At 66.5% G+C, this 19356-nt stretch carries 19 protein-coding genes; 1 reads left to right on the top strand and 18 read right to left on the bottom strand.

What is annotated here, in order from left to right; translation table 11 throughout:
- The first annotated feature begins 53 nt into the window (after nucleotides 1-53).
- On the top strand, nucleotides 54-995 hold the full coding sequence (locus J2X92_RS13890) for a hypothetical protein (RefSeq protein WP_307576501.1): 942 nt from the start codon (nucleotides 54-56) through the stop codon (nucleotides 993-995).
- Between the two features lie 13 nt (nucleotides 996-1008).
- On the opposite strand, the gene J2X92_RS13895 is transcribed toward J2X92_RS13890, so the two are convergent.
- From J2X92_RS13895 to J2X92_RS13980, 18 genes are all read right to left on the bottom strand, one after another.
- Nucleotides 1009-1218, bottom strand: a complete 210-nt coding sequence (locus J2X92_RS13895) for a hypothetical protein (RefSeq protein WP_307576502.1) — start codon at nucleotides 1216-1218, stop codon at nucleotides 1009-1011.
- Nucleotides 1219-1300: 82 nt separating this feature from the next.
- Nucleotides 1301-1906: a hypothetical protein gene (locus tag J2X92_RS13900; RefSeq protein WP_307576504.1), complete on the bottom strand. Its 606-nt coding sequence runs from the start codon at nucleotides 1904-1906 to the stop codon at nucleotides 1301-1303.
- 40 nt (nucleotides 1907-1946) lie between these two features.
- On the bottom strand, nucleotides 1947-2231 hold the full coding sequence (locus J2X92_RS13905; protein ID WP_307576506.1) for a hypothetical protein: 285 nt from the start codon (nucleotides 2229-2231) through the stop codon (nucleotides 1947-1949).
- Between the two features lie 10 nt (nucleotides 2232-2241).
- Entirely contained in the window at nucleotides 2242-3777 is a 1536-nt protein-coding gene (locus J2X92_RS13910; protein ID WP_307576508.1) for a mannose-1-phosphate guanylyltransferase/mannose-6-phosphate isomerase, read from the bottom strand.
- Nucleotides 3778-3816: 39 nt separating this feature from the next.
- The gene (locus tag J2X92_RS13915; RefSeq protein WP_307576510.1) at nucleotides 3817-4608 is read right to left on the bottom strand and encodes a LuxR C-terminal-related transcriptional regulator; all 792 of its coding nucleotides are present in this window, start codon (nucleotides 4606-4608) and stop codon (nucleotides 3817-3819) included.
- Between the two features lie 84 nt (nucleotides 4609-4692).
- The gene (locus J2X92_RS13920; RefSeq protein WP_307576512.1) at nucleotides 4693-5940 is read right to left on the bottom strand and encodes a glycosyltransferase WbuB; all 1248 of its coding nucleotides are present in this window, start codon (nucleotides 5938-5940) and stop codon (nucleotides 4693-4695) included.
- On the bottom strand, nucleotides 5937-7202 hold the full coding sequence (locus tag J2X92_RS13925) for a polysaccharide biosynthesis protein (RefSeq protein WP_307576513.1): 1266 nt from the start codon (nucleotides 7200-7202) through the stop codon (nucleotides 5937-5939). Before J2X92_RS13925 ends, J2X92_RS13920 begins: the two co-directional genes overlap by 4 nt.
- Nucleotides 7203-7232: 30 nt before the next feature.
- Complete coding sequence (locus tag J2X92_RS13930) at nucleotides 7233-8165, bottom strand: hypothetical protein (protein WP_307576514.1); 933 nt, start codon at nucleotides 8163-8165, stop codon at nucleotides 7233-7235.
- Nucleotides 8166-8173: 8 nt separating this feature from the next.
- Entirely contained in the window at nucleotides 8174-9139 is a 966-nt protein-coding gene (locus J2X92_RS13935) for a hypothetical protein (protein WP_307576516.1), read from the bottom strand.
- Nucleotides 9136-10212 (bottom strand): glycosyltransferase, encoded by a 1077-nt coding sequence (locus J2X92_RS13940; RefSeq protein WP_307576517.1) that lies wholly within the window; start codon nucleotides 10210-10212, stop codon nucleotides 9136-9138. The genes J2X92_RS13935 and J2X92_RS13940 overlap by 4 nt, the downstream gene beginning before the upstream one ends.
- A gap of 8 nt (nucleotides 10213-10220) precedes the next feature.
- Nucleotides 10221-11549, bottom strand: coding sequence for a hypothetical protein (locus J2X92_RS13945; protein ID WP_307576519.1), 1329 nt, complete (start codon nucleotides 11547-11549; stop codon nucleotides 10221-10223).
- A 44-nt stretch (nucleotides 11550-11593) separates the two neighbouring features.
- Complete coding sequence (locus tag J2X92_RS13950; RefSeq protein WP_307576521.1) at nucleotides 11594-12571, bottom strand: GDP-L-fucose synthase family protein; 978 nt, start codon at nucleotides 12569-12571, stop codon at nucleotides 11594-11596.
- Nucleotides 12572-12634: 63 nt separating this feature from the next.
- On the bottom strand, nucleotides 12635-13297 hold the full coding sequence (locus J2X92_RS13955) for a sugar transferase (protein ID WP_307576522.1): 663 nt from the start codon (nucleotides 13295-13297) through the stop codon (nucleotides 12635-12637).
- Nucleotides 13294-15582 (bottom strand): polysaccharide biosynthesis tyrosine autokinase, encoded by a 2289-nt coding sequence (locus J2X92_RS13960; RefSeq protein WP_370878311.1) that lies wholly within the window; start codon nucleotides 15580-15582, stop codon nucleotides 13294-13296. Before J2X92_RS13960 ends, J2X92_RS13955 begins: the two co-directional genes overlap by 4 nt.
- A gap of 61 nt (nucleotides 15583-15643) precedes the next feature.
- On the bottom strand, nucleotides 15644-16831 hold the full coding sequence (locus J2X92_RS13965; protein WP_307576526.1) for a polysaccharide biosynthesis/export family protein: 1188 nt from the start codon (nucleotides 16829-16831) through the stop codon (nucleotides 15644-15646).
- A gap of 32 nt (nucleotides 16832-16863) precedes the next feature.
- Complete coding sequence (locus tag J2X92_RS13970) at nucleotides 16864-17826, bottom strand: hypothetical protein (RefSeq protein WP_307576528.1); 963 nt, start codon at nucleotides 17824-17826, stop codon at nucleotides 16864-16866.
- The gene (locus tag J2X92_RS13975; protein WP_307576529.1) at nucleotides 17819-18643 is read right to left on the bottom strand and encodes a serine aminopeptidase domain-containing protein; all 825 of its coding nucleotides are present in this window, start codon (nucleotides 18641-18643) and stop codon (nucleotides 17819-17821) included. The genes J2X92_RS13970 and J2X92_RS13975 overlap by 8 nt, the downstream gene beginning before the upstream one ends.
- The gene (locus J2X92_RS13980; RefSeq protein ID WP_307576531.1) at nucleotides 18634-19353 is read right to left on the bottom strand and encodes a 4'-phosphopantetheinyl transferase family protein; all 720 of its coding nucleotides are present in this window, start codon (nucleotides 19351-19353) and stop codon (nucleotides 18634-18636) included. The genes J2X92_RS13975 and J2X92_RS13980 overlap by 10 nt, the downstream gene beginning before the upstream one ends.
- Between the last annotated feature and the right edge of the window lie 3 nt (nucleotides 19354-19356).

A 19356-nucleotide genomic window follows, 5' to 3' on the forward strand; every position in this document is an offset into this window, starting at 1 on the left:
CGATCGTTCCATGTCTCGCGCGCACCACGACTTTTCGCTAACCTGTTTCTCCCATGTCCGCACTCGCCCTTGTTGATCCCGTCGCTGCCGGTCCGATCGGTCCGCCGCCGCCCGCGCCCGACGTGCCGATTCCCATGCCGCCGCCACCGCCGGTCGGCCCCCCGCCTGAGGGCGACCCGCCGCCGGTCGAGCCGCCGTTCACCGATCCGGGGTTTCCGCCGCCCGTGCAAGAGCCGCCCATGCAGCGCGCCGGCACCGTGCCGTTCGGAAAGCTGCATGCGCGGCGGCTGCGCGAAATTTATCGATCGGCGGGCTGGCCCTGCTGCGATGCCATCGAGGTCGAACTGCTCGCGGGCGGGTTCCTCGAACGTGTGCGCACGTCGCAAGGCCACGAAACCCTGCGCGTGACCGATGCCGGCATTGCACGCATTGCCACCACGCTCACCATCAACCGCGCGGCGCTTTCGCCGCACGAAGCGCTGGTCGAACGCGTGGCGCGCGAGATGACGCGCGGCGGCCGCATCGCCTGGCGCGGGCTCGGCCTGCGGGCGCGGCTGCAGCCGCTCGAAGAGGGTGGCAAGGTGCGCTGGTGCATGGCGAGGCCCGACGTGTTCTCGATCCGCAACACCAGCGTCGAAGCCTATGCGCACCCGATCGTGCACGAGGTGAAGGTGAGCCGTGCCGATCTTCTGGGCGACCTGCGCAAGCCCGACAAGCGCGCCGCCTACCTCGACCTGGGCGGCGAGTGCTGGTACGTGCTGGGCAATGACGCGCGCGGCCGATGCATTGCATCACCCGACGAAATTCCGTCCGAGTGCGGCGTACTCGTGCTCGAAGGTGAACGGCTGGTCGTGGCACGCGCCGCCGTGCACCGCGCCTTCGAGCGCATTCCGTTCGGCGTGTGGATGGCGCTGGCCAAGGCCCCGCCCATCGCAGGCTTCGACGACGATGCGCAGGACATGCTCGGCGAACTGGGTACCTTGGCCTTGCAATAGCCGGGCCTTCCGCTCACTCGGACGGCGGCCACCATTGATCAGCAGTGGTGCGAATGACGCGCGCCGCCTGAAGGCGGATGTCGCCGCTGTCGCGGTCCTTGTCGGAGGCCACGCGAAAGGGCCAGGTCGAAATGCGCCTCACCAGTTGGCGCGGCTGCGGGCGCCGTAACTGCGAAAAAAACAGGATGCGCGCGGAGGGCGCGGGCGGGCTGGCGGTGGTCATGGTGTCGCCTCGAATGTTGCTCTTGGAGACGAGTCATTCTAGAGGAAACACTGTATGAACGTACAGTCAATTTAGAGCCGAATCAGATGTTCAAGAAGGGCGGCGACGCCCTCGGCATGTCGGGCCCGCTGCGCAGGTTTTGCGCAATGAACTCGCGTGCAATCGCATCGACGTCGGCCGGTGCCGGCGTGGCAAAAGACATGCGGTACTTGAGGAGCCGCCCATTGCGCGCGGTGAGAAAGGTGAACGACTCGTAGCTCCTTCCGGTCGCGGCGTGCAGCAAGCGAAAGCTCACGCGTCGCAGGGTCTGCTCCTCGATGCGCAAGTCGCTCACGGGGCCGACCTCCACCTTGGCATACACGCCGTTCGCGCGGGCAAGCTGGACTTCGTTGACGGTGGCCTTGAAGTGTTCTTCGAAGCGCGGATCGTCCACGCCGGGCAGCCAGTTGCCTTGCTTCAGGTCGTACACGTACACGTCGACCCATCCCACGCGGCTTTCGTAGCGGTGGCTGATGCCGAGGCCGGGTTGCCGTGCCTCGTAAGAGGTCGAACGCATGTACTGCCAATACACCGTGCCCGTGCCGCGAGACGCCGCTGCCGAAGGGGCGGTCGACGTTGCGCCCGGCGGCGCGGCGCAGCCGGAGAGCAGAGTGGCGGCTATCAGCAAGGCAGGCCAGAGCTTCGTCATGGGGATCTGCCTGCGGGCGTGAGGTTCGCGTCTCGGCCCGTCAGTCGAGCCGGACCTCGAAGTACGCTTCGTCTGCTTCGCCCAGCGCGCGAAAGCCTGCCGTCTTGGCGGATTCGTAAGCCTTGGCCCAACTCGCGGCCAGGGCGATTTCGTCTTTCGTGAGCTCGTCGGCGCTCGATTCGCTGGCGTTCTCGAAGGCTTTCAACGCCGGCCCCACGCCGTCGCCCAGCAGCTTGTCGAGTTCGCGGCGGAAGCGCGCCTCTGCTGCGGAAATGACTTCGGCCGGTGCATCGGGAAAGTCGATCAGGTTCACTGTGTAGCTCATGGCGCGGATGCTACGTGATGGCGATGGGGCGCGCCGCGGTCGGCCGCGGAGTTTCGGCCACCGCTACCGGAACCGCATCCGCATCGACCGCGGCGGTCAGCGGCACCACCTCCGTGTCGCCACGTGTCCTGATGGCTGCGCAGCGGCCGTAGGTGTCGTCGAAGCGCACGATGTCGTCCTCGCCCAGGTAGCCGCCGGTCTGCACCTCGATCACTTCCAGCATCGTCTTGCCGGGGTTCTCCAACCGGTGGATGGCGCCCAGCGGCAGGTAGATGGATTCGTTCTCTCGCACCAAGGTGACCTGCCCGTCGCAAGTGGCCTTGGCCGTGCCCTGCACCACGATCCAGTGTTCGGCGCGGTGGTGGTGCATTTGCAGCGAGAGCTTGCCACCGGGCTTGACGGTGAGCCGCTTCACCTGAAAGCGGTCTCCAAAGTCGAGGCGGTCGTATGCGCCCCATGGCCTGACAACGCGCCTGTGTTCGGTCGCTTCGGCCTTGCCGTCCTGTGTGAGCATGCGCACCACGTCGCCGACCTGCTGGGCGCAGTCCGCGCTGGCCACCAGCACGGCATCGGGCGTGTCCACGATGATCAGGTTGTCGGTGCCCAGGGCCACCACCGGGCGATAAGGCGCGTGGATGAAGGTATTTTTTGAACGCAGTGTGCTGGCCCGGCCACTCAGCCGGTTCCCGGTGCTGTCCGCCGGATGCAGCGCGGCCACCGCGTTCCAGCTGCCGACGTCGCTCCAGTTGCCGTTGAACTTCACGACTGCGATGTCCGGATGCTTTTCGAGCACCGCATAGTCGATGCTGTCGCTGCGGCAAGACTCGAAGGCCTCGCGGTCCAGCCGGTCGAAACTCCCGTCGCACGATACGGCGGCCGTGGCGCGCTCGCAGGCCTCCAGGATGTCGGGGGCGTGCGCGCGCAGCGCCGCAATGAGCACGCTGGCCTTGGCCAGGAAGATGCCGGCATTCCAGCAATAGCCGCCGTGAAGGATCAGCAATTCGGCCACGTCCGCCGTTGGCTTCTCGACGAAGCGCACCACGGCGCGGCTGTGGCCATCCTCCGATGGCGCGCCCGCCTCGATGTAGCCGTAGGCCGTGCTGGCAAAGGTCGGCGACACGCCAAAGGTGACGATCTGCCCAGCCAGCGCGGCCTCGACGCCGCTGCGTATGGTCTGCGCGAAAAGCGCCGTGTCGGGAATGTGATGGTCGGCCGGCGCAAACAGCAGCAGGTCGTCCTCGCCCGCAAGCAGCGCGGCCGCGGCCATCGCGGCGGCCGTATTGCGCGCTACCGGCTCCAGGATCTGCCGGCCCGTGGCGCCGGCCTTGTCGACCGCTTCCCGCACCAGGAAGCGATGCTCCTCCGATGCAATGCAGGTGATGTTCTTGTTCAGGCTGCCCAAGCGTTCCAGTGTCAGTTGCAGCAGGCTCTTGTCGCCGATGAGCGGCGCAAACTGCTTGGGCAGCGTCTTGCGCGAGAGCGGCCACAGGCGCGTGCCGCTGCCGCCGCAGAGCACTACGGGATGAATGGTGTGGGTGTTGTTCACGGTGTCCGTCCTTCCTTTGTTTGAAGTGATGGCGCCCGGTCAGAGCTGGCCCGTGTGGGTGGCCAGGCTGACCGCCTGCGCGCGCGAATGCACGTGCAGCTTCTTGTAGATGTTCTTGATGTGGGCGTTGACCGTCTGACCCGAGATGCCGAGCCGCAGGCTGATCTCCTTGGAGACGTAGCCGCGCGCCACGCATCGCAGCACCTCGCGTTCCCGCGCTGTCAGCGTTGCTTCGCGCACCGGCGTTTCCATGGCCGGTGGTTCGCTCCCCCCACCTTGGGTCATGCGCGTGAGCAGCCGGCGCGCCAGCTTCGGCGTAATGGCTGCGCCGCCGTTGACCACTTGCAGCACGGCCTGGGCAAAGCTCTGGAGCCACGCATGCTTGAGGAGGTAGCCGGTGGCACCGAGCTCCAGCGCATGAATCACGTGGGCATCGTCCTCCAGGGCCGAGATCACGATGATTTCGCAGTGGCGCTGCAGCTTGCGCGCTTCTCGGATGAGGTCGAAGCCCGAGCCGTCGCCCAGCCGCAGATCGACCATCAGCACATCGAATTCGTGGGTCGCCAGAAGACGGCGGCCGTCGCGGACGCTACCGGCTTGCCCCTCGAGCTGGATGCGCAAGTCGGACAGCAGTTCCTGCGCGATCACGCGTCGCATGAATTCATCGTCGTCGACCAGCAGCACACGCACCGGCGAATCTTCCTGCCCGGTCAGGAAGTGCGGCCACAAAGGCTCCGGCGGCGGGCACACGCCCGACGAGTAGCTCGTGCGGCGCTCGGGAGCGCGGCCGAAATCCGAAACGCCGGAGGAATTCGAGGTGGTGTCGGACATGTGGAATACCCAGGTTGGAGTTATGAGGGGGCTGCTGTGTATGCGTCGACGTGGTGGTGGTGTTGTTGTGGGGAAGTTGCGCTCTCAGTCCGCGAGACAGCGCAGCAGCTCCTTTTCGAGGCGCAGCAGGATGGCGTTTCGATCCAGCTCCGATTCGGCAAATGAACGACCCGCCGCGCCCATGGCTTCGCGCTGCGGGCGGGAGGCGGCAAGCTGCGCGATGGCATCGGAGAGTGCATCGGGGTCGCCGGGCGCAACCACCAGCCCGCGGCCGGCCACCACGTTGCTCAGTTCCGTGCCCTCATGGGCGGTGACGATCACCGCCTTGCCGCTCGCGAGCATGCCGCCCAGCTTCGAGGGCATCACCAGGTCGGCCGCGTCGGCACGCTGCGGCAGCACGTGGATGTCGGCCATGCCCAGCAGTTCATTGAGTCGCTCGGCCGGTTGCAGATCGAGAAAATGCACGCGCTCCAGGTTTGCGCAGGCGGTCTTCAGCGGCTCGCGGCTCGGCCCGTTGCCGCAGAGCACGAAATGGATGTGGCTGGCGGCCGCCAACTGCCGCGCCGCATCGGCCAGCAGCTCGATGCCCTGCTTGTTGCCCAGGCTGCCGGCGTAGAGCACCACCACCGCGTCGGCCGGAATACCGAGCATGGTGCGGTAGCCGTTCACGGGCTTGTCCGTGTCCGATGCGCCGGCCGCGTGCGGGTAGATCGAGCGCACGTCCACCCAGTTGGGAAGCAGCACCAGCCGGGTTTCATCGATGCCCTTGTCCCTGGCCTTGTCCAGCATGGCGGCGGAAATGGTCGAGACCCGGTTGAAGCGGCCGAGCAGCCAGCGCTCCACCGAGAGCGCGAAGCGGCGCACGCGCGCGCCGCGCACCAGGCCCAGGCCGAAGGCGGCGTCCACCTCGTAGTCCTGGATGTGCAGCCACGACTTGATGCCGAGCATGCGAGAAAAAAAGAGCACGGTCGGCGCGCAGAAGAGCGGCGGTTCGACCACGAAGACCAGGTCGGGCCGCCAGCGAATCTGCGCGAAGAGCAGCGGCATGCTCGACAGCATGAAAGAGAAGAGATGGGCCATGCGTGCCAGCGCACGCGGCCGCGCCGGCACCCAGGTGGGTGCGCGCCAGACCGTGATGCCGTCGCAGACCGTCTTGCGGTAGGCCCAGGCCGAGTGTCCTTCGAACGGCGCCCAGTTCGGGAAGAAGGGTGGCGACGCGATCACGCGGACGTCATGGCCCTTGGCATGCAGCCACTGCGCCATTTCGCCCGAGTACTTTCCAATGCCCACCAGCTCGGGCGTGAAGTTCATGGAATACAGAAGAATTTTCATGACTGCTTTGTGGAAGAACCGCGAACCAGCCGCACGAGCGGAAAGAAGCCAAGCAAGGCGTGCATCCGCACCTCGAAGAGAACGAGTTCGGAAAAGGCGGCAAGGAAGAACACGTAGTGCGGCTTGCCCGGGAACACCGCGACGATCACGACATAGGACAGCAGCCGCAGCGCCACCTCGGCCATCGCCCAATAACCCAGCGTGCTCATCGGCGTCTTCAGCGCGAGCAGCATCTCGTGGTGGACCGTGTAGGTGCGCAATAGAAAGTACGGCGCAATGCACAGGAATATCTCAAGCGCTTGGCGCCCGACCTTCAGCAACGGTGCGGCAACCGAGATCACCACCACGAGCGCCGCAAACAAAACGCAGCCCAAGAGGAACGAATATTTCGCCAGCTGCAGCTGCGAGTCGTCGAAATTGCTGGCGTCACTGCCCAGCATGGCGCGCGTCTTGGTATAGAGAAAAGCCTGCACGAACTGCGATGGCGCCTCTGCCAGCAGGAAGGCGATCTTGAATGCGCCCACGTAGCCAAGCGGCATGAAGAAGGCCACCACGAGCAGGTCCGACTTGCGAAGCAGGAACATCAGGACCGAATAGACGGTGGCGCTGCCCTGCGACGCCAGGCCGAGCAAAGCGCTTCCGCGAGGCGGCCCCGCGGCCCATCCCGCATGCATCGAGGCCACGCCCACCACCAGGAATGCCAGCAGGTTGATGAGCAGCAGGTGCGTGACGTGCAGCTCGAAACTTAGCGTGGCAAGCACCGCGACCCCGAGCACCAGGACGGTCGAGCGGATGCCGGCCTCCAGGTTGAGCAGGCCCGAGAAGCCGAGTCCCCGGCTGTAGGCGAGGCGCAGGTTAACGAACGCAAAGACCGCGAGCGTTGCCAAGATCAAGACGAACGGAAGATCACCCACGGCCGTGCGTTGGAGCGTCAGGATCACAGCGATGAGCAGCACGGCCAGTGGCAGCCCGATGGCCAGCGTGCGGACCACGTCGCCGCGCCGCACGCCCGGCGGTACGCTGGCCGCATTGCGCGAGAACAGCAGCGCGCTCCCCAGCGTTCCCACCACAAGCGCCATCTCCAGCACCGACTGGTAGATCGAGTATTGGCCGAAGTCCGCGGGCGAGACGTACGCAGCCATCAGAAAAACGGCCAGGAAACCCGACAGGTAGATGTAGAGCCGCGAAGCCAACGCGCCCAGCCCCCGAAGCGGCACCGTGCGAATGCCCGCGAGGCTGAAGGTGCGATGGAGCGGGTTCATGGCCTTGCGTGGGTTGCGTTCAGCCGGGTGTCATTTGGGCGCCGAGGCGTCCGCGAGGCGGCCCTCGGGCGGCATGCGCGGCGCGATCAAGCCGCGGCCGAAAGCCCAGTTCTTGAAGCGGCGCGCCATGTGAATCAGATACGTGATGACCCCGACCAGGCGCACGCGGCCGTGCAGCACGTGCGGCATCGCGATCTTCGCGCTGCCCTGGAAGTGCAGTGCCAACGCAGTCACCATTTCGCCCGCGGGCGTGACGAGGCAGGGCTGCCCGTCCACCAACTCCAGGCGCTTAGCGCCCCCGCGCACCTGGAACTCGTGGTGCTGAAAGTTGCGGCCGCCGTTGATGTTGTGGTCGATCACGCGCCCGCCGAACACCCGGTTGATGGGCGCCATGTTGCCGCTGGCCTGCGCCCACAGATGGAGCAGCGTCATGTCCGACACGCCGCCGCGCTCGCCGCGGTTGGTGAATCGCGTCGCAATGGCGCGCAGCTTTCGGCGGCCGGAGGGGGTTGCATAGGTGTTGAGTACGAACGCGATGAAGCGCTGCAGGCCCTCCGCGGTCCAGTAGCTCACGTGGGGCGATATCTGGCACGGGTCCCAGCCGTCGTCCGGGTGCATGAGCGAGCCGCAGAAATCCGCCTTGCCGGCCACGCGGCGGATGTGCGCGCCGATGCCGCGGAACAGCAGCACGTCGCTGTCGATCAGCACGAACTCCTGCAATTCGGGACGGGCCTCGAGGTACTCGGCCAGGAGGAAATAGCGTCTGAAGCAGACCTTCTCGAACTCCGGCGTATTGCTCGACAGGTGCACATAGCTGCTGCACAGGCGCTCATAGCCGGGCCCGCCGTCGGTGCCGGACAGCACGACAAGGGATTCCTGCGCCCGCGCCGCGGATTCGCGGCACAGCGACAGCGTCTTGTTCTGGCGGTCTTCCACCACGATGAAGACAAGAGGGTTGTTCATGGTCATGGTCATGGTTGGCGATGTTCGGTAGTCAGGGCCAGGGCTCGGTTGCGAGGACTCGTGGCGCTGCGGATCAGCGCCATGTGCGAGGGAAGAAAACGAAAGTCGGCGTCCAGTGGCAGGTCGAGCGTGAACAGGCCGCTGCGCGCATTCGCGTGGGCGATCCAACTGCGCACCTGGTCGGCCGTGAAGCGCGGCGGCGTCGGCCGGGCCCATGAGGCGCCGAGCGGCGTCAGAACGTGGAAGGTCAACCCGGTTTGCGCGCCCGCCGGATGTGCCGGCGGCTGCATGAACTCGCCGGCCATGAGGTTCTGGCACGGCGCCGCCTTGACGCTGAAGCGCTCGGGGCCTTCGCCGGCATTGAAGGCCAGCCAGCGTTTTGCGGCTCCGCTGCGCGCGGCGCCGCACAGTGCGTTCCAGCCTTCGGCGGACACGCCCGTGGTGTTGTAGACGCCGTCGAACCACCAGCCGCTGACCAACGGGCCGTAGCGTTCCGACCAGTCGCGGATCACCGCCGACCATCGCGCGATGAAGGGTGCGGGGGGTGGCTGCTGCTCCGAGATGTCACCCAGGCAGTCCATGAGGTAGGCGTCGGATTGCGGTGCGCGGAACGGCAGGTACAGCACCATTGCAATGCCGCGGGCGCGCAGCGCGCGGCCGATTTCGAGCGGCAGGTCGCGCGGCGGCCGGTTCGCGGCGCTTCGCGGGCACAGCTGCTCAAGCGCGGCATTGGGAGCGATGTACTGCCCGTTGTTCTGCCCCAGCGTGAGGATGAGGTGGGACGCCCGCATTTGGCCCAGTGAGTCCGCGAAGGCGTCGACGTCGAAGCGTGCGACGTCGGCAATCGAATGCTTGTCGGGCAGGTAGTGCACCATCACACCGAAGCCGGGCGTGGTGGCCGATGCCTGGGCGGCTGCACACAGCAGCAGCCACGCCCCGAACAGCCGGCAAACAGCGTGCGCGCGTTTCGTCATTGAACGGCCCCGGCGAGCGCGACGGCCTCTCGCTTCAGCGTGAGATAGCGACGGGCCACGGTGCCCGGGGCGCAAGTTTCGGCATGCAGCCAGGCTGGCTGCATCTCGCGATGGTTGGCCAGGTACTGCGACAGCTCGTCAAGATCGCAGTGCTCGCTGCCGACGAAGAAAGCGTAGCCGCCGAACAGCTCCCGGTGCACCGGGATATCCGAGAGCAGGAGCGGCACGCCCAGCGTGGCCGCTTCGGCCGCTGAAAGATTGAAGCCCTCGAAGGCGGACAGCGAGATGAAGGCCGCCGCGCCGCAGTAGAGCTGAGTCAGTTCCTTGCGCGGGACCAGCCCCCGATGTCGAACGCAGCTGCTGATCTCGGGCCCCATGGCGTCGGCCATTCGCTTGACCTCGGCTGCGCCATTACCGGTGATGTCCAGCCAGTCGACCAGGCCGGCGTGCTTCATGCGCTCGAAGAGCTTGAGTGTGCCGATGAAGTTCTTGTGCGGGTAGTAGTGGTAGGACGCGATCAGGTAGCGCCCGCCGGCGGCCGCTCCCGCTGCAGCCGGCGCGCGCGTGGCATCCACCGGATTGAAGATGACCGTTGCGTGTTCGCAGCGCTTGAAGTGACGCTCGAAGTCGTGCTGGCTGCTGCGGCTGATGAAGACCACGTCGGCCTGGCTGTGCGCGTCGCGCCAGAGGCACCAATCGAGCCACAGGCGCTTGGTGCGGCTGAAATACTCGGGGTAGACCTTGTACTGGAGATCGTGGACGATGACGATCGAGTCGCGGTGCCGCCCGAACAGCGTGAACGGCAAGAAGTAGTTCGGGAACAGCGAGAACACCTGCTCGCCGGTAAAAAGCGACCGCAGGCGGTGGTAGTTGTAGATCAGTATCTCCACCAGGAAGCGGCTGATCTTCAAGCGCCGCGCCGCACCAAAGAGGCGAGGATGCAGCTCGCTGACCGGCTGGATCCGGTCGCCCTTGCAAAGCTGCATTCTTTTCAAAAGCAGATCGGCCACGTTCAGCACGCCGCCTGCGCTTCTGTTGAGCCGGATCGTGTCGTAGAACAGGTATTTGTGCATGGCGAACCTCAGGTCGTGCGAGGGGCGTACGGCGATGCGGCGGGGCGTGGTCGGCGGAAGCGCGAGCTCAGGATCCCGGCGAACGCTGCTGCGATCACCCCCGAGGCCGCGAAGGATCCCCAACCCAGGATGGGACCCCGCATGAAGGGTACGTAAGCGGCCAGCAGCACCAGCGCGCAGAGATAGCTGCCCGACACCACGCCGCGCGGATCGACGAGCTTGTCCAGATAGCGGGCGCCGGCTGAAATCGCGAGGCCGAACAGCACCGGGCCCGCCAGGCCGAAGTCGAGGAACGCGGTGGTGAACGGCGGCAGCGACAAGTTGGCCTGCGAGAAGTTGCCCAGGATGGACGGCCATCCGAGCGGATCGAAATCCGGGTACAGCTTCAGGTCGCGCGGCAGGAAGAACGAGAAGGCCGACAGCAGGTAGCGCCCCCATCCGAGCTCGGCGTCTGGCGCGCGCTCCAGGATGCCGGCCACGATGAACATCGCGTCGAAGTCCTGGCTGTAGGGAAAGGTGGTAAGCGTTTCTCCCCAGAAGACGCCGCGCGACACCAGGTTCAGCATCGGCCCTAGGCCCGCGATGGCCCCGAAGAGCAGCAGTGCCAGCGTCCAGCGTCGCCCGCGGCCAAAGAGATGGATGAGAAGCGGCAGCAGGCCGATCAGCAGGATCTGCCGCGGCGTGTTGACCGGATTCGCCGCGATGGCGGACAGCACCAGCGCGAAGCCCGCGGAGATCCAGGACCAGATGGTGCGGTGGCGCAGTGCGTGGATGGCCAGCGCCACGAAGCACATCAGCACGACGAGCTTGGGCAGCGTCGAATAGAAAATGAAATCGATCGGAACGCTCTGGTCGTTCCCCACGTCGCCACGCGCGATGAAGTTCAGGTCGGGCCGGATGAACAGCGACGCGAAGGCCGCAAGGATGCCGCTCAAAAGCAGCAGCACCGGGTGCGCCACGCCGGCCATCTGCGGTTCGGACGGCGGCGTCCGCGCGGGGAAGTGCTGCACCAGCGGCTCGGGCATGCCGAGCCGGGCCAGTTCCACACCCGCCATGTACAGCAGCAGCAGCGCCAGCGCCTGCGAGTGCGCTGGCGCGCTGATCACGCCCACGTCCCAGAAGAAGACGTCATCGGCAATCTGCATCGCCGGTGCGAGCGAGAAGTACGTGAGGACCGTGGCGTAGTGCAGCAGCAAGAACACGCTGGCGCCCGGCGCGCGAAGCTGCGCCAGCTGCACGACCGACAGCACGCACAGGACGGCGTAGCCCCAAGCCGGTTCGGCCCAGCCGCACAGGAACGCAGCCGCAATGCCGAACCAGAAGCAGAGTGTTCTCATGGCGTGCCTTTGCAAGTCGTGAGGGTGGAAGAAAAGACTGCGGCTCAGGCGTGCGCGATCTCCTGCACGGGCCGCAGCGCCTCCTGGTAGTCGGCATAGGTGCGGCGAAGGCCGTCGGCCAGCGGCACGGTGGCACGCCATCCCAGGCTGGCAGCGCAGGACACGTCGAGCAGCTTTCTCGGCGCGCCGTCCGGCTGCGAGGTGTCGAATCGGATCCGGCCGCGGTAGCCGACGACTTCGCGCACCAGTTCCGCCAGCTCCGCGATCGACTGGTCCTGGCCTGCGCCCAGGTTGATGTGGGCGCACATGGGCGTGGTGTGCTGCTCGTACTCGTCCCGGCTCAGGCCCATCACCATGAGACAGCCGTCGGTCATGTCGTCCACATAAAGGAACTCGCGCTGGGCCCGGCCGGTGCCCCAGATGAGCACCTCGGGCGCGTCTTCCATCTTTGCAGCATGAAAGCGCCGGATCAGCGCCGGCACGACGTGGCTGTTCTCGGCGTGATAGTTGTCGCCCGGGCCATACAGGTTGCACGGCATCACGCTGCGGTAGTCGACGCCGTGGGAGGCGCCGTACTGCCGGTTGTAGCTTTCGCACAGCTTGATGCCAGCGATCTTGGCGATCGCATAGGGTTCGTTCGTCGGCTCGAGCTTGCCACTTAGCAGCGCATGTTCGTGGATGGGCTGCTCGGTAAGCCGCGGGTAGATGCAGCTCGAGCCGAGGAACAGGAGACGCCTGACGCCCGCAAGGAACGCCTGGTGCGTGACATTGGCGGCGATCATCAGGTTCTGATAGATGAACTCCGCGGGATAGGTCATGTTGGCGTAGATGCCCCCCACCTTGGCCGCGGCCAGGTAGACCTGATCGATGTGTTCGGTGGCGAAGAACCGGCGGACCGCTTCCTGGTCCAGCAGATCGAGTTCCTCGTGGCTGCGCGTGACGACCTCGTGCCCGAGGCCGCGCAAACGCTTCATCAACGACTGGCCCACCATGCCGCGATGACCTGCTACGTAGATACGCATACTGTTCTTTCGGTTGAAGGTTGAGAAGTCGATAAAAAGGAAGTGCGATCCGGAGCGCCGCCCCTAGCTGGAGCCGTGCCCGCCGGCCACCACGCGAAAGGTCTTCAGCAGGATCGCGATGTCCTGGTGGAGGGAAAGCGTGGTCACGTAGTCCACGTCCATGGCCACCCTGCGCCGGTAGCTGACCTCGTTGCGGCCGGAGATCTGCCACAGGCCGGTGATGCCGGGCCGCACGGAGCAGTAGTAGTCCCAATACAGGCCGTACAGCTCCTTCTGCGCGAACATGCAGGGGCGCGGGCCGACCATGCTCATGTCGCCCTTGAGCACGTTCCAGAACTGCGGCAGCTCGTCCAGGCTGTACTTGCGCAGGAACGCGCCGAAGGGCGTGATGCGCGGGTCGTGGTCCAGCTTCTGGTACATCTCCCATTGCTGCCGAGCCCCTTGGTTCTCGCGCAGGTAGCGCTCCAGCGCCATGTCCGCGTCCGGCACCATCGAGCGGAACTTGTAGAAGCTGAAGACGCGTCCGCGCAGCCCGTAGCGCGGCTGCTTGTAGATCGCCGGGCTGCCGGAGGTGAGCAGCACGCCGATCCATATCAGCGCATAGAGCCACCCGAAGAACAGGAAGAACGCGCTCGCCATCACGATGTCCGCGAGGCGCTTGGTGCCCGTCAGCAGCCGCGAGTTGCCACGCAGCTGCACATGGGCATGCGATCGTATGGTGGTCATGATGGCGCTCCCGCCTTCGCCGGCGCGGGCAGTTCGGCCGCAGCGCCCGGGTACTCATGCATCCTCAGCCGATAGCCGCCGAACCGGTAGCCCAGGCTGCCGTAGTAGCGGCGGCGCGTGTCCAGCGCATTCAGCACCACGCCCTGGAAACGCACGCCCACGTTACGCAGCATCTTCGCGCTTTCGGACAGGTCGCCCAGCTCGTTTTCGCCGGCGCGCGCCACCATCAGCAGCGTGCCCATGGACGTCGCCATCTCGGCGGTTTCCGACGCGAGCAGCATGGGCGGCGTGTCGATGATCACCGTGTCGTAGCGCCCCGAAATCCGCTCGAGCAACTTCACGAAGGCGTTGCTCGTGAGCAGGGCCGTCGGGTCCAGGTGCAGTGCACCTGTGGTGATGACGTCCAGGTTGGGCAGGACGCTCCGGTGGATGGCTTCGTCGAGTTCGAGCGAGCCCTGGATCAGTTCCGACAGCCCGCCGCGGCGCTTGAGGCCGAAATGGGGTGCCAGGCTGCTGCGCCGCAGGTCGGCGTCGACGAGCAGCACGCGCCGGCCGCTGGAGGCGAGCACGGCCGCGAGGTTGGCCGACACGAAGGTCTTGCCAGCGCCTGGTGTGGCGCTCGAGATCATGATCCGGTTGTTCGGCGCAGCGGGCACGGCGAACTTCAGTGCTGTGCGCAGCCGCCGCAGTCCTTCCAGGGCCGGGTCGTCGGGTTGAATCGCTGCCAGCAGATGCACGCCGGGGTCGCCGCTGCGCACGGCATCGTCCAGCACCTTCTGCCGGGAGCTCAGCGGAACGGTGCTGTAGACGGTCAGGCCGGTGTAGGCCTCGATCTCGGCCGAGCTGGCGATGGTGTTGCGCCACGACTTGCGCATGAAGGCCGAGGCTGCTCCTGCGAACAGGCCCGCGAGCAGCGCGAGCGCCATCGTGATCACGGCCTTGGGACGGATGGGCTTCTCGGGCACCACCGCCTGGTCGAGCACGCGGACGTTGCCGATCTTTCCTTCCTTCGCCAGACGCATCTGCAGCGAGCTGTTCAAGAGCGACACGTACAGGTCGGTATTCACCTTGATGTCGCGCTGCATGCGCAGCGAGTTCTGCTGCAGCTGCGGCATGCGGCGGATGCGCTGATCCACCGAGCCCAGTGCCTTCTTGAGCGAGGCGATCTGTGCGTCGATCGTCTGCACGCTCGGGTCGCGGGCCGTGAAGCGCTCGGTGAGCTCGAGCCGCTTCTGGGTCGCGTCGAAGAGCTTCGTCTGCAGCTCGACGTTTTGCGACAACGCGTTGCGCGCCTCATCGTCCAGGCTGATGGTGCCGTTCTGATTGCGGTACTCGTTGTAGGTTTCCTCGGACTGCTCCAGCTGTTGCTTGAGCTTTGGCAGTTCGGAGCCAAGGAAGTTGAGCGCGCGCTGTGCCTGCGCGGTCTTCTGGTCGATGTTGGTCCGCACGTAGAGCCGCGCCACTTCGTTGAGCAGGTTGGCCAGCTGCTGCTGGTTGCCGTCGCGCCAGCTCACGTCCATGATCGAGGACTGCTTGCCTTTCTCGATCACGCGAAGCTCCTTCTGCAGTTCGAGCAGGGTGAGCTGCTTCGATTGGCGCACCAGCTCGAAGGCCGCGCCCGGCCGGCTTTCGATGGAGCCCACCAGGAGGTGGATCGCCCCGCGCGGCGTCTTCGCATCGAGCGGCGTTCCGACCTTTCCTTCCAGCGCCGCGTCCAGCTTGGGATGGGTGAGGGTGTAGGCGCCGTTCGCCTTCGTGGTCAAGAGGAAGCGCGTGCCTTCGAGATCTGCCGGCACGTCCATCTGAGCCACCACGATCTTCTCGGTACCGCTCACGTAGCCTGAGAGGCCCATGAAGCCGGGATCGGAGAGCGTCTTCGAATGGCGCGCCAGCCATGCGCCGACCACCGGGATGTAGTGCGGCTCGGCCTCGATGTACAGCTTGGTGTCCTCTATCGCCTGTTCGAGCACCAGGCGCGATTTGAGGATCTCGGCCTCGCCGGCAGTCGGCGTCTTGGCATTCAGCGCGCTGCTGGCGGAGTCTCCGACCAGCGTGCCGCCCGAGCGCTCGGAGTCCTCGACCTGGATCAGCACGTTGGATTCGTACACGCGCGGGCCGAACATTGCGTAGGCCGCACCGATCAGCAACGCGACCGCGGTGATCTTTGCGATCCTCCATCGGCTGTCGATCAGCAGATCCATGTGCTCCCTGAGCCTCGATGGGGGACGGTCCGCGGCCGCCGGTTCGGAAGGAGCGGGAATCAGAGGTTGCCAGTGCGCATTCATAGGATCACCTTTTGTGTGTTGCCTGGACGGTTGTGGCGAAGTGGATGGGTGCGGGGCTCGCTCAGCGACGGCTGGCGGTGCCTCCGAGGTTCACGATCTGCGCGGCGGGAAGAATCAGGCTGATCACCCGGTTCCATCGCACCAGCGGCACGGGATCGATGTAGACCACGTCGCGTGGCTGCAGCTCGAAGCGGTCGGCCAAGGCCAGCGCCACGGGGTTCTTCGCATCGAGATGGAACACCTCCGGCACGTCGCCGTTCGAATTGCGGATGACGTAGATCTGGCCCGGTTGCGAGGTGTTCAGGTCGGGGCCCCCTGCATCGCCCAGCGCCTCGTTCAGGGTCAGCCGGCCGTTGCGCATCAACAGGGGCGATGGATTGCGGATCTCGCCCGTCACGTAGACGCGGCTGTCTTCGCGGGTGCCCACGTGCACGATGTCGCCGCTCTGCATGGGGATGCGGCTCGCGTCGTAGCCGAAGCGCTGCAGCGTCGGCAGGTCGAGCACATAGGTGCGCTCACCGCGCGTCAGGCTCACCCGCGAGCGGTCGCCTCCCGCGTTGAAGCTGCCGGCGCGGTTGATCGCCTCGGCCAGCGTCATCGGCACGTCGGTGAAGATCTGCAGGCCCGGGGTACGGACCTCGCCCTCCACGTACACGCGTCGACTGCGGAACGACTGGACCCTGACGCTCACCAGCGGATCCTTCACGAAGGGCGAGATCCGGCGCGCGATGAGGTCGGAGGCGGCGCTTTCCGTCAGGCCCTCGACTTTCGTGCGGCCGATGTAGGGAAAGCTGATCTCGCCCTGGCCGTCGACGATGAAGCCTGGCGCCACGCTCACGCCCGTCGGGTCCGACTGCTGCGAGATGACGGCGCCCGCGTTGGGCATCAGCTCCGGATGGCGATAGACGACGATGCCCACCACGTCGCCCGGTCCGATGGTGTAGGCCGGCGCCTTGCCGACAAGTTGCCGCACCTCGCTCGGCAAGGCCTGCGGTTTCTGCGCGGCCATGGTGCGGACCAGGTCTGGCGTGATGGCCACGATCTTCGGCTGCCCACTCGTCTCGGAGCCGGTCCAGCTCCCTCGGCCGGGATCGCTGAAGCCCGGTATCCCGCAACCCGCCAGGCACAGCGGCAGCAGCACGGCCACGAGTCCGAGCCGGGTTCGCATGCGGGCGCGGGCGAGCGGCGAAGCCGTATCGGAGGGGACGCGTGCAACGCGCAAGGAACCGGCTTGATCGAGGTGTGCCATGGTGTGTCCTTTGCTCTTGGGAAAAAACTTGTTCATTGGGGTGCGTAGGCACCGCACAACGGGCGTTCGGCGGCCGCTGCCGCGGGGCTCGCGGCCGGGCTGGAGATCGGGCTCGCGCTCGTACTTGGGCTGACGCGCTCCGCACTGGCGCTGCGGGCGCATGCCATTGCCCAGTCGCCGACGGTCTGCATGTAGATCTGCTGCCCCTCCGCCGTGCAGAAGGTGTGGTCCACGTTGCGCATGAACTGGTACTCCATGACTTGGGCGAACGGCTCGCGGGCGAGCGCGCCGATCTGGTCGCGATCGCGGTCGCACACGTGCAGCGAGCCCGAATACAGCAGCTGCAAGGCGACCTTCCGCTCCGCCAGGCGATTCAACATGGAGCCGAACCATGCGGCCATGACTTCAGGCGGCTGCTTTTCGGTCAGGAAGCCGGGCAGCGGCTTTGCCGACGGATTGCCGGTCAGGTGGCGCAGCAGCCAGCGCTTGGCCTTGCCCGGAAACGAAGGGTGCGCGGGCGCCGCCAAGGCACGCCGCAGCGTGCGCTCCCAGCGGGCGCGCCGCTCCGGAAACGCGAAGCCGTCGAACAGCGAGAGCGCCAGCACGCGGTTGTCCACGGCCGCCACCGACACGGCGTGCTCCACGCCCGAACACAGGCCAACGATCACGAACTGCCGGATGCCCAGCATGCGCTCGATCAGGTCCATGGCGGCCTGCAGGTCGTGCACCGAGCGGGTCTGCAGGTCGTGCGCCGAATCGAACGCATCGCTGTCGCCCACGCCGCCCAGGTCGAAGCGCAGGCTGGCCATGCCGCGCGCCGCAAGCGAATGCGCCAGCTTGACGTTGATGCGGCGCGGACCCACCCGGTGGTTGGCACCCATGTTGAACATCAGGCAGGCGGTGGTGGCGGGCGCCTGGTGCGCAGGCGTGGTGACCATTCCCACCAGCGAGTTGCCGGCTCCGAACCGGACCGGGCTTTGCGTCGCGTCATTCATAGAGGGCACCCTGCAGGCGATTGAGCGCACCGGCCGGAACCATGGCGCTGTTGGGGTAAGGGTCCGACGTCCAGTCGAGCCGGTGTTGAAAGTAGGCGAGCCGCACCGGCATGTGGCGCGACTGCTGTTCGGCCGCCCATTGCGCCGTGTGCTCGTCGCCGGCCGGCGTCAGAACGAGCGTGTCGTGCAGCGCGGTGAGCGTGAGAGAGTCGGGCGCCAGCGCACCGAGCTGCGCGCGCAGCTTGGGCGAGAGCAGGGTGCCGAGAACCTCTTCCGGCATGGCGTCGGGCTCGCGCGCCAGGCTGCGGCGCCAGGCGAGATCGGGAATGCAGAAGGTCGTGTCGATGGCGGCGACATGCTGTTCGCGCAAGGAGCGTGCATAGCGCCGGCCGTCGATCACCGGCTCCCACAGCACCAGCCGCGCGGGGTCGCAGCGCCCGTTGCGCGCCGCCAGCACGGCAATGGTCGCGCCGAGCCGTGCGCCGACCCACACGATGCGGCTTGCCGGCATCCGGCGGCGCAGCTCTTCGTGCGCCGAGCAGAGGTCGCGCCGCCAGCCGTCGAGCTCGCCGTCGGTCTCGTCGCCCGGCGAGTCGCCCGAGCCATGAAAGTCGAAACGCAGGGTCGCGATGCCTGCCCGTGCCAGGCGCTCGGCCAGCACCTTGAACAGGCGATGAGTCCGCAGCCCCTCCTGACCGAAAGGCGGGCAAACGAGCACCGCGGTGTCGCCGGGCTGCGCGTCTTCCGCAGCATGGAAGATGCCGAAGATCTGGCGCGAGGCCGGACCGAACATGAAGGGGTGTGCGGTCACAGGCATGTCTCCATCGCCGAGCGGGGCTCGCCCGCATGAACATGCGTCTGGCGCCATTCCGCCAACGCTCCCACGCTGTCCGAACGGAAGGGCGTCGGTTGCAGCGCGAGCCACAGGATGCGGCCCGCAACCGGCACTTCGACGCTGCGGCAGTCGGACTCCAGCCCGACCTCGAAGCACTCCGGCGGCACGATCAGCCCAAGGCCGATCGCCTTCAGACAGGCTTCCTTGCGCGTCCAGCAAGTGAGAAAGGCGCGGTGGCGCTCAACCTCAGGCAGGGCCTCAAGTGCTTCGCACTCGGAGCGCGTGAAGTGCTGCCCGGCAAGCTCGAGCGCATCGGGCACCTCGCGCAGCTGTTCCACGTCGACGCCCAGCGGCCCGCGCTCGCCCACCGCGATGAGGCCCAGCGCACGGCTGTGGCTCAGCGAGAAGCGCACCCGGTGCCAGCCCGAAAGGGACGGCTTGCCGAACGCACTGTGGGTGAAGCGCAGCGTCTCGGCGCGCTCACCCGTGTGCGCCGCCAGCGCGCGGCGCAGCGCGGCGTGCGCCGCCACGTAGTGCCGGCGGTCTGCCTCGAAATGCAGCCGCGCTGCGCGTTCGAGTTCTTCAACAGAGAGGATGCCCTCGGCCTCGGGGCCGGCGTCTTCGTCCAGGTCGATGTACCGGCATACCGGTGCCTCGACGGAACAAAGGCCAAAGAAACCAGCGTGTCCCATGGT

The sequence above is a fragment of the Variovorax paradoxus genome, from assembly GCF_030811855.1.
GTDB classification, from domain to species: domain Bacteria; phylum Pseudomonadota; class Gammaproteobacteria; order Burkholderiales; family Burkholderiaceae_C; genus Variovorax; species Variovorax paradoxus_L.